At 69.5% G+C, this 9,922-nt stretch carries 8 protein-coding genes; 6 read left to right on the plus strand and 2 right to left on the minus strand.

Features of this window, described 5'->3' with window-relative positions; translation table 11 throughout:
* Positions 1-6 precede the first annotated feature (6 nt).
* Positions 7-441: a glutaredoxin domain-containing protein gene (locus AB0B94_RS07080; protein WP_357269463.1), complete on the minus strand. Its 435-nt coding sequence runs from the start codon at positions 439-441 to the stop codon at positions 7-9.
* Positions 442-804: 363 nt separating this feature from the next.
* Here AB0B94_RS07080 and AB0B94_RS07085 point away from each other — a divergent pair, with 363 nt between their 5' ends.
* From AB0B94_RS07085 to AB0B94_RS07100, 4 genes are all read left to right on the plus strand, one after another.
* Positions 805-2,214 carry a family 43 glycosylhydrolase gene (locus tag AB0B94_RS07085; RefSeq protein WP_357269466.1) on the plus strand — a complete coding sequence of 470 codons (1,410 nt, stop codon included), beginning with the start codon at positions 805-807 and terminating at the stop codon, positions 2,212-2,214.
* A gap of 140 nt (positions 2,215-2,354) precedes the next feature.
* Positions 2,355-3,932 (plus strand): RICIN domain-containing protein, encoded by a 1,578-nt coding sequence (locus AB0B94_RS07090; protein ID WP_357269904.1) that lies wholly within the window; start codon positions 2,355-2,357, stop codon positions 3,930-3,932.
* Between the two features lie 105 nt (positions 3,933-4,037).
* Positions 4,038-4,562, plus strand: coding sequence for a hypothetical protein (locus AB0B94_RS07095; RefSeq protein ID WP_357269469.1), 525 nt, complete (start codon positions 4,038-4,040; stop codon positions 4,560-4,562).
* A gap of 100 nt (positions 4,563-4,662) precedes the next feature.
* A complete protein-coding gene (locus AB0B94_RS07100) occupies positions 4,663-6,483 on the plus strand; it encodes an RICIN domain-containing protein (RefSeq protein WP_357269473.1) in 1,821 nt (606 codons plus the stop codon).
* Between the two features lie 69 nt (positions 6,484-6,552).
* Here the strand turns inward: AB0B94_RS07100 and AB0B94_RS07105 are convergent, their stop codons facing one another.
* Positions 6,553-7,818, minus strand: coding sequence for a PHB depolymerase family esterase (locus tag AB0B94_RS07105; protein WP_357269476.1), 1,266 nt, complete (start codon positions 7,816-7,818; stop codon positions 6,553-6,555).
* Positions 7,819-8,036: 218 nt separating this feature from the next.
* Here AB0B94_RS07105 and AB0B94_RS07110 point away from each other — a divergent pair, with 218 nt between their 5' ends.
* Positions 8,037-9,176: a sensor histidine kinase gene (locus tag AB0B94_RS07110; protein WP_357269479.1), complete on the plus strand. Its 1,140-nt coding sequence runs from the start codon at positions 8,037-8,039 to the stop codon at positions 9,174-9,176.
* Positions 9,173-9,835 (plus strand): response regulator transcription factor, encoded by a 663-nt coding sequence (locus tag AB0B94_RS07115; protein WP_357269482.1) that lies wholly within the window; start codon positions 9,173-9,175, stop codon positions 9,833-9,835. Before AB0B94_RS07110 ends, AB0B94_RS07115 begins: the two co-directional genes overlap by 4 nt.
* Positions 9,836-9,922 lie beyond the last annotated feature (87 nt).

Consider the following 9,922-nt stretch of genomic DNA (forward strand, 5'->3'; position numbering starts at 1 on the left):
GACCGGTCAGGACGCGCGGAGCTGCTCGCGGAACCAGGCCCGGTCGGGGTTCACGACGGCCCGATCGCCGAGCACGACGGTCGGCACCGTCTCGTTGCCGCCGGCCACCGCCCGGACGGCTGCGGCAGCGGCCGGGTCGCGCCAGATGTCCACCCAGTGCGCCCGCCGGGCGAGCCGGCCGAGAGAGAACCGGAGCCGCAGGCAGTAGTGACAGCCGGGACGCCAGTAGACGATCGGCCGGCCGTCGACCGCGCTGGCCCGCTGCGCCTCGGCGACGCCCGTCGAGCGGGGAAAGGCCCACGGGGACAGCAGCAGCGCCAACACCAGGAAGACCACCAACTCGACGACGCCGACGACGGGCAGACCATCGTCCAGTTGCGTCACCGCCACCAGCACGCCGATCGCCGCCATCAGGATCGCCAGGGCCCACCGTCGCAGCACGCCGAGGACACTACCTCCAGGTACGCAATGGCCGTTGTTCCGGCCAGGTGAGCAGCCTTCACGCCTTGACAGGTATCGATGTTAACGCCAACATGAACTCCGCCACCCGATAGCAACGCCACAGTCACATTCCCAGCCCTTCGCGCCTCCCCCGGTCCGGCCCGACGTCACCGCTCGGCGTCGACCGGATCGGCCACGGCATCGCCGCGGCGGCTAAAGGTGCTGGTCAATGGCCGTTCCCAAGCTCGCGGAGGACAGATGCCGCTGCCATCCCCTCGAACCGACCCGAACACCCGTCGGGCCGTCCACCGGGGGCCTGCCGGCCACGGTGTCCCTCGCCGTCTGCGGTCGCTGCTGGCCGCGATGATTGTGCTACTGGCCGTGTCGGCCGGCCTGCCCATGGCCGCACCGGCGCACGCCGCGCCGGCGGTCAACTACACCAACCCGTTGGTGAACCAGCGGGCCGACCCGCACATCTTCCGACACACCGACGGCTACTACTACCTGACCGCGACGGTGCCGCAGTACGACCGGATCGTGCTGCGCCGGGCGACCACCCTGCAGGGGCTGGCGACCGCCGCGGAGACGACGATCTGGAGCCGCCACACCAGCGGAGAGATGGGCGCCCACATCTGGGCGCCGGAGATCCACTTCATCAACAACCGGTGGTACGTCTACTTCGCCGCTGGCCGCACCGATGACGTGTGGCGGATCCGGATGTACGTGCTGGAGAACGCCAACGCGAATCCGTTGACCGGCTCGTGGACGGAACGCGGCCGGATCACGACACCCTGGGACACCTTCAGCCTGGACGCCTCGACCTTCGTCGCCAACGGGGTGCGCTATCTGACCTGGGCACAGCAGGAGCCGTCGATCGGCAACAACTCCAACGTCTACCTCGCCCGGATGGGTGCCAACCCGTGGCAGATCACCGGCACCGTGACCCGGCTCGTCGTGCCGACGTACGACTGGGAGACCCGCGGCTACCGGGTCGCCGAGGGACCGGCGGTGATCCAACGAAACGGCCGGATCTTCCTGACCTACTCGGCCAGCGCCACGGACGCCAACTACTGCCTCGGGATGCTGAGCGCCTCGGCCAGCGCGAACCTGCTCGACGCCGCCTCCTGGAGCAAGAGCCCCAGCCCGGTGTTCGCCAGCAACGCGGCCACCAGCCAGTACGGCCCCGGCCACAACTCGTTCACCGTCTCCGAGGACGGGCAGAGCGACATCCTCGTCTACCACGACCGGAACTACCGCGACATCTCCGGCGATCCGCTCAACGACCCGAACCGACGGACCCGGCTACAGAAGGTGTACTGGAACGCCGACGGCACCCCGAACTTCGGCATTCCGGTGCCCGACGGGGCCACACCGGTGCGGCTGCGCTCACATGACCAGGCCAGCAGCTACATCCGGCACTACGACTACCGGGCCCGGATCGAGCCGAACGTGGCGAACCTGGCCGACTCCCAGTTCCGCATCGTCACCGGCCTTGCCGGCGGCGGATCGGTGTCGCTGGAGTCGACCAACTTCCCCGGTTACTACCTACGCCACCGGGGCTACGCCCTGTACGTGGAGAAGAACGACGGTTCGGCGCTGTTCGGCGGCGACGCGAGCTTCCGTCGCCAAGCCGGCCTCGCCGACAGCGCCGGGATCTCCCTGGAGTCGCAGAACTTCCCGGGTCGCCACGTGCGCCACCGCGACGGACTGCTCTACATCGAGGCGGTCAGTTCGAGCGCCGAACGCGCCTCGGCCACCTTCCACCTGGAGTAGGCGCCCGCTGTCGTCGACCCCCGTCCAGGTACGCCCGGAGCCCAATCCAGCCAGGAGGAGCGATGCCCTTCACCAGCACGAGAAGACCGTCCGGCAGTGGGTCGACGCGTGGCGGCCGGCGTAAGGGCCTGGTGCTCGCCATGATCACCATGTTGGTCGGCGCGGGCGGTGCCGCCCTGGTCGGCGCGCCGCCGGCAGCGGCGGCGACCATCGACACCAACGCCTACTACGTCCTGGTCAACCGGAACAGCGGCAAGGTCCTCGACGTCCGGGACACCTCGACGGCAGACGGCGCGGTGATCCAGCAGTGGTCCCGTAACGACGGCGCCTGGCAACAGTTCCAGTTCGTCTCCTCCGGCAGCGGCTACTACCGCCTGAAGGCCCGGCACAGCGGCAAGGTCGTCGACCTGTGGGAGTGGAACACCGCCGACGGCGCCGAGTACCGCCAGTTCTCCGATGCCAACGGCGCCAACCAGCAGTTCCAGGTCCTCGACTCCGACAGCGGTTACGTCCGGCTGATCAACCGCCACTCGGCCAAGGCGCTTGAGGTCTGGGAGCGGTCCACCGCGGACGGGGGCCGGATCAGTCAGTACGCCGACCTCAACGGCCCGAACCAGCAGTGGCAGCTGGTGGCGGTGGGCGGCGGCACGCCACCGACCACCGGCTGTGGCAGCGGGTCGAGCAACGCCGAGGCCGTACTGAGCGGAGGCACCTGGACGGCCCGCAACGGCTCGTCGACGGTCTACTCGGGCGCGGACATGCTGTCGGCGATGCAGGCTGCGGTCAACTCGCTCTCGGCGGGTCGTACGTCGAAGCAGCGGGTGGTCGTTCGCGGCTCCGGCTCGATGAGCGCGGGCTCGCGGTTGTCGCTGCCGTCGTACACGACACTTGCCGTGTGCGGCACGATCAACGTGACCGGGTCGGGCTCGGGTGACCAGGCGCCGGTGTACTCGCGGGGAACCACCGACGTCGAGGTGCAGAACCTCACGCTGACCGGATCGCCGCTGTACGGGATCTTCATGCGCAACGTGAACAACCTGACCCTCGGGCAGATCGACATGCGGCTCTCCGCCGGTCTGGGTGTGCGCATCGACAACCACGGTGGAGATCGGGCGGTCAAGGTGCGCAACATCCGCATCGACAACGTCTACGTGTCGGGGACCGGTACCCACGGGGTGGAGACGTACGGCGTGGACGGTCTGACGATCGGCACTGTCACGGCCCGGAACACCCGGGACTCCGGCCTGCTGCTCAACGACACGATCAACGCCACGATCGGCACCGTCGACGCGCAGGGCGCCGGAGCCGGCACCGGGTACGCGGCGTTCCGGATGGCCAACCGCAACGGCCGGGTGGGCAACTCGTACCCGACCAACATCCGGGTCGGCACCGTGCTCGCGTCCGGCGGTGGCCGGGGGATCTTCTGCGTGTCCGAGTCCGGTGGCGCGGTCATCGACCGGGTGACGATCTCGAACACGGGCAACAACTCGATCCTGGTGGAGAACTGCTACAACGTCGTCATCGCCGGGGTCTCCGGGACGGTGACCGGCGGCGGCGAGGTGCGGATCGCGGCCCGGAGCGAGTTCCCGATCTCCTCCGGCATCCGGTTGCAGAATCTGACGGTCAGCGGCACCAACATCACCCAGAGCCCCTGCGGTGGGGCGAACAACACGATCAGCAACGTCACCCGGGTCAACTCGACACTGACCTGGTGCTGAACCGGGCGACGGGTGGCCGCCCGGGTTCGGGCGGCCACCCCGGCCCCGGGGCCCGGACAGGTCGCGGGGTTTCGTCGGCTGGCGCCTGCGGGTAGCGGATGGCGCATGAACCGCAATCTCGCCAAGGCTCTGCAGGTCGCGTGGGAGCTGCCGGAGTTCCGCTCCGGAGTGCGACACGTCGTCGATCTTGAGGAGATCGCGGGGCTGCTGGCCACCCTGTCCGTACCCGACCATGACCACGAGGTGGAGCGCAGCCTGCTGAGCCTGCTGCGGTCCGCCCTGGACACTGTCGAAATTCGGGAAGCGGTGTTGCTGCTGCTGGAGCGGGACGAGGTGCGCAGGCCGCTCGTCGCGGCGGCGGTGGAGCCGCTGGCGGACCGGCCGGGTCAGGCTGCCGCCATCGCGTCCGCGGCGGAGGATCCTGTGGTGCGGCGTGAGGTGCGGGCGGTGCTGGCCAGCGCCAAGGTGCGCGAGCTGATCTGGCAGGCGATCGAGAACCAGCTGAGCGACAACCGGCTCGGCCTGATCCGCCGGGCGGCGGTGCTGTTCGTGTGGCACCCGCGCGTCCGGCGTCTCGCGTGGGCGGTACGCCGGCACGGCGTGTTGCGGGAACTACGCCGCAAGCAGTGATCCAGACACGCCGATGCCACCGGCGTAACAAGTCTGTTAGCGTTAACAGTTATGACGATCAATCGGGGCCGGAGTGGTCGTCAGGATCACGGTCAACCCCGTGACAGCGCAGCAGACCGGTGCCGACCGGGCCTACGGCGCCGAGAAGGCGCGCACCACCACCACCCAGGAGGACGCGACAATGACGCAGGATCAGAATGAGCAGGTGACCGGCGAACGGAAAACGCTGACCCGGCGAACCGTTTTGACGACCATGGGGGCCGTACCGGTCGCAGCGGTGGCGACGGTCGTGGGGGCCACCGAAGCCGTTGCCGCACCGGCGAGCATCAACCCGTCGGCAACGCGGCAGACGATCCGAGGCTTCGGCGCCATGGCCCACGCGGCCTGGATCGGCGACCTGACAGCCGCCCAACGGGACACGGCGTTCGGCACCGGCGAGGGCCGACTGGGGTTCTCCCTGCTGCGGATCCCCGTCAACGAGAACCAGGCGGACTGGAGCCGCGATCTGGCGACTGCGCAGCGCGCTGTCGCCCTCGGAGCCACCGTCTTCGCATCTCCGTGGAACCCGCCGGCCAGCATGATCGAGACCTTCACCCGCGGCAACCAGACCAACGCGAGGCGGCTCCGATACAGCTCGTACGGCGCCTACGCCACGCACCTGAACGACTTCACCGCCCACATGCGCAACAACGGGGTGAACCTGTACGGCATATCGGTGCAGAACGAGCCGGACTACGCGGCCGAGTGGACGTGGTGGACGTCCACGGAAATGCTCCGGTTCCTGCGGGAGAACGCCGGCTCGATCAGCACCAGGGTCATCGCACCGGAGTCCTTCCAGTACGTGAAGTCGGTGTCGGACCCGATCCTCAACGACTCCGCGGCACTCGCCAACGTTGACATCATCGGCGCCCACCTCTACGGCACGTCGTACGCGAACTTCCCCTACCCACTGTTCAAGCAGAAGGGCGCGGGCAAGGAACTCTGGATGACGGAGGTCTACTACCCCAACAGCAACACCAATTCGGGTGACGCCTGGCCCGAGGCGCTCGACGTGGGGGAACACGTCCACCGCGCCATGGTGGACGCGGAGTTCCAGGCGTACGTCTGGTGGTATCTCCGGCGCAGTTACGGCCCCATGCGGGAGGACGGCCAGATCAGCAAGCGCGGTGCCATGATGGCGCACTTCGCCAGGTTCGTCCGCCCGGGCTACGTACGGATCGACGCGACGGCGAACCCCGCGTCGAACGTCTACGTCTCGGCGTACCGAGGTGGCGACACGGTCGTCATCGTCGCCATCAACAAGAACACCTCGTCGGTGAGCCAGCAGTTCACACTGTCCAACGCCACAGCGTCCGGCAGTGTCTCGAACTGGCTGACCGACGGGAGCAGGACCGTCGCGCCCCAGGGCGCGCTGAGCATGTCGAACGGCTCGCTCACCGTCACGCTGCCCGCCCGAAGCGTGATGACCTTCGTGACCAGCGTGAGCGCCACCACCCCCGGCGACACCTACAAGTTGGTGAACGTCGACACCGGCCTGGTACTCGGCGTGCAGAACATGTCCACCGCCGATGGCGGCCTGGCGGTGGTGTGGGGTGACAGCGGCACCGCCGACCACAACTGGGTCCGGATCACCGACGGCAGCGCGTTCCGGTTCCGCAACGTCAACAGCGGCAAGGTGCTCGGCGTCGAGAACATGTCGACCGCCGACAACGCCCGCGTCCTGCAGTGGAGCGACAACGGCACCGCCGACCATCGCTGGACTCTGGTGGCCAACAGCGACGGTTCCTACCGGATCCGTAACGTCAACAGCGGCAAGGTGCTCACCATCCTCAACGGCTCCAGCACCTGGGGAGCCCAGGCCGTCCAGTACGCCGACAACGGCAGCACCAGGAACAACTGGCGGCTGACCCGGATCGGCTGACAGTCACCGGCTCCGGGTCGACCTCCACGGCCGGCCCGGAGCCGAACCTCCGCCTCGCCGGTTGGCAGATCACCGACGGCGGCGGGCCATCCACTGCCAGATGTGGGTGCCGTTGAGACTCGGGTCGTTGCGGGCCACGTAGATCCAGGACCAGTGACCGGGGAACTGGTAGCCGTCCCAGACGACGTGGTCGTACAGGCTGATCAGTGACCCCGGGATGAGGTCGTGGGCGTGGATCGTGTTGGTCTCGGGTGGCACCGTGTCGTCGTCGCGCGAGGTGACCAACCAGGTCGGGGTCCGGATCTGCGCCAACTCCGCGTCGGTGATCAGCGGCGGGCCCTCCCCGCTGAGCGGCTCGACGACACCGCAGATCGGCACCGAGGCGGCGAACAGGTCGGGGTAGGTCGAGGTCATCTCGAGGGACATGTAGCCGCCGTTGCTGCAACCGACCACGTAGATCCGGTCCGGGTCGACACGCTTGCGGCGTACGAGGTCCCGAATGATCTCGCGGATCAGCGGGGCGAACCGGGGGCCGTCCTCCATCCAGTAGGAGGTGCTCTGCGGAGCGACGACGTACGCGCCGGAGAAGATCCGCTGGGCCTGTGCTGTGGCGAAGCCGAGCGCTCCCCGGTTGGCGCGCAGCGTGGTCTCGTTGTCGTAGTAGTCGTCCGGCAGCGAGGCGCCCTCGCCGCCACCGTGCAGCCAGACGATCAGCGGCCGCCGGCCGTGCCGGGGCGCGTGGTCGGGCGAGTACAGCCGGTACTTCATACCCGAGCCCGAGACGTGGTAGCTGAAGGCGTCCACCTCCGGGTTCGACAGCCCTGCCTGCACGAAGCGGCTGATTGTCACCGGCGAGCCGTGACGTCGGACGATCGGGGTGTTCTGGGTGATGGTGTAGACGAGGTCCAGCCGGACGTTGCGGCCCCTGCTCAGGATGTAGCCGAGGGTCCCGCCGCCGGGTTGGCCCTCGGCGTGGCTCAACTCCAGCACGATGTTGCCGTGCCGGTCGAGCCGGGCCGCGGTCACCGTGCGGTCCAGGTCGTACTCGCTGAAGATCTGGTCGCCGGTAGCGATCGGGATCGGGCTGGTGGCCTTGGCGTGCACCGTGAACGTGCCGGGGGTCAGCCCGGCCGGGTCGATCGACCCGAGCCGGCGAGTGTCGAGGGTGACCGAGGTGACCTGCTCACCGCCGTCGAGCGTTGTCGCGTCGAGGGTGAAGCTCACGCTGGTGGGGTGGTCTCCACCGGCGTGGGCGGCGACGCCGGGCAGGGCCAGGCCGATGGCGGCACCGGCTCCACCGGCCAGGACGGTGCGACGAGTGACGGACGTGGACATGCGGCCCCCGATACCTTGCGATGTAGAAGCTCATCGATGGCATTTCAACGTAACGTCGCGGAGATCCGCTGGCAACCGCTGCCGTCACGAGTGATCAGGGCGCAACGTCAGGGGAGCTGCCCGGGAGACGCACCGATCGGCGACCGGGCCGCCCGGCGGCCACCCGGTCGTACTTTGGGAGGATCTGGAGTCGCACCACCGTTCGTACGATGGAACCCATGCACCCTCGCCTGCGCGCGGTGTTGGCCGAGCCGCGGGTCTCCCCCACCCCGACCCGGGTGTGGCGCGACTGGGCGGTGATCGCGGTCCTCGCGCCGGCGATCGTGGTGGAAGGAATCTTCCGACCCGATCTGCCCTGGCGGGTGGGCTGCGTCGTCGTCGCGCTCGCGCTGCTGCCCACGATCCTGTGGCGGCGGACCAAACCGCTCGCGATGGTGGCGATCGCGTTCGGCTGCACGACTGTCGCCCCGTACGTGCTGCCCGGTGATCCCTGCCAGCTGTTCACGGCGAGCTTCCTGGTCCTGCTGGCCTATGCGCTGTTCCGCTGGGGTTCCGGCCGGGACGCCGTGCTCGGTTCTTTCTTCGTGGTGGCCAAGGTGACCGCCGCCGGCCTGGTCGGCTCGATCGACGGTGGCGAGCTGGTCGCCGGCTTCGCGGTGATGTTCGCCGCCGCCACGCTGGGTGTCGCGATCCGCTTCCGCGCCGCCGCCCGACTGCGCGAACTCGACCAGGTGAAGCTGTTGGAGCGGGAGCGGCTCGCCCGTGACCTGCACGACACGGTGGCCCACCACGTGTCGGCGATGGCGATCCGCGCCCAGGCCGGCATCGCCGCGTCGACGAGCCAGCCGGGTGCCGCCGTCGAGGCGCTGCACACCATCGAGGCCGAGGCGTCCCGGGCGCTTGCCGAGATGCGCGCGATGGTGCGTGTAATGCGCCGCGACCAGCCCGCCGACCTGGGGCCCAACCCGCAGGTCGCCGACATCGAGCGGCTCGCCGGCCAGTTCCGCGCCGGGCCGACCGTCGACGTGGATCTGCGCGGCGACCTCGGCGACCTGCCGCCCACTGTCGGCTCCGCGCTCTACCGGCTGGCGCAGGAGTCGGTCACCAACGCCCGTCGCCACGCTCGCCACGCCACCCGCATCGAGGTCAGCGTCGCGGCCGACGACACGTCCGTACGGCTGCGGGTCAGCGACGACGGCGAACCCGGCGCCGCCCGCCCGACCGGCCTCCCCGGTTTCGGCCTGGTGGGCATGATGGAGCGCGCCGACCTGCTCGGCGGCACCTGCGAGGCCGGCCCCAACCCCGACCGCGGGTGGACCGTCACGGCCGTGCTTCCCCGCGAGGGGGTCGGCGCGTGACGGTTCGCGTGCTGGTGGCGGACGACCAGGAGATCGTCCGCACCGGCCTCACCATCATCCTGAACACGCAGCCCGGCATCGAGGTCGTCGGTGGGGCCGGCGACGGCCGGCAGGCGGTCGAGCTCGCCCGGCGGCTCCGCCCCGACGTGTGCCTGTTCGACATCCGGATGCCGGGCCTGGACGGCATCGAAGCCACCAGGGCGCTCGCCGGGCCGACGGTCCCGGAGCCGCTCGCGGTGGTCGTCATCACGACCTTCGACCTCGACGAGTACGTGTACGCGGCGCTGCGGGCCGGCGCCCGCGGCTTCCTGCTCAAGGAGGCCGGTCCCGACCTGCTCACCCAGGCCGTGCACGCCGCCGCCAACGGGGACGCGCTGATCGCGCCGAGCGTCACCACCCGGCTGCTGAAGGCGTTCGCCGACGCCGATCCGGCCGCGCCGCGCCAGCAGCCCGTCGAGGCGCTCACCGACCGGGAGGAACAGGTCCTGGTCGCCGTCGCGCGGGGACGCACCAACCAGGAGATCGCCGACGAGCTCTACATCACGTTGAGCACTGTCAAGTCGCACGTCACCAGCCTGATGACCAAGCTGGGGGTGCGTAACCGGGTCGAGGTGGCGATGTGGGCGTACGAGACCAACCGCCGCCGACGGCACTGGTGAGCGCCGGAAGTACGACGACGGCGTGCGACCATGGGCCGACCCGATCGCGGCCCATGTGCCGATGAGCGGGGACGGGTGCGGCGTCCA

The sequence above is a fragment of the Micromonospora sp. NPDC048986 genome (assembly GCF_040649335.1).
GTDB lineage: Bacteria > Actinomycetota > Actinomycetes > Mycobacteriales > Micromonosporaceae > Micromonospora > Micromonospora alfalfae.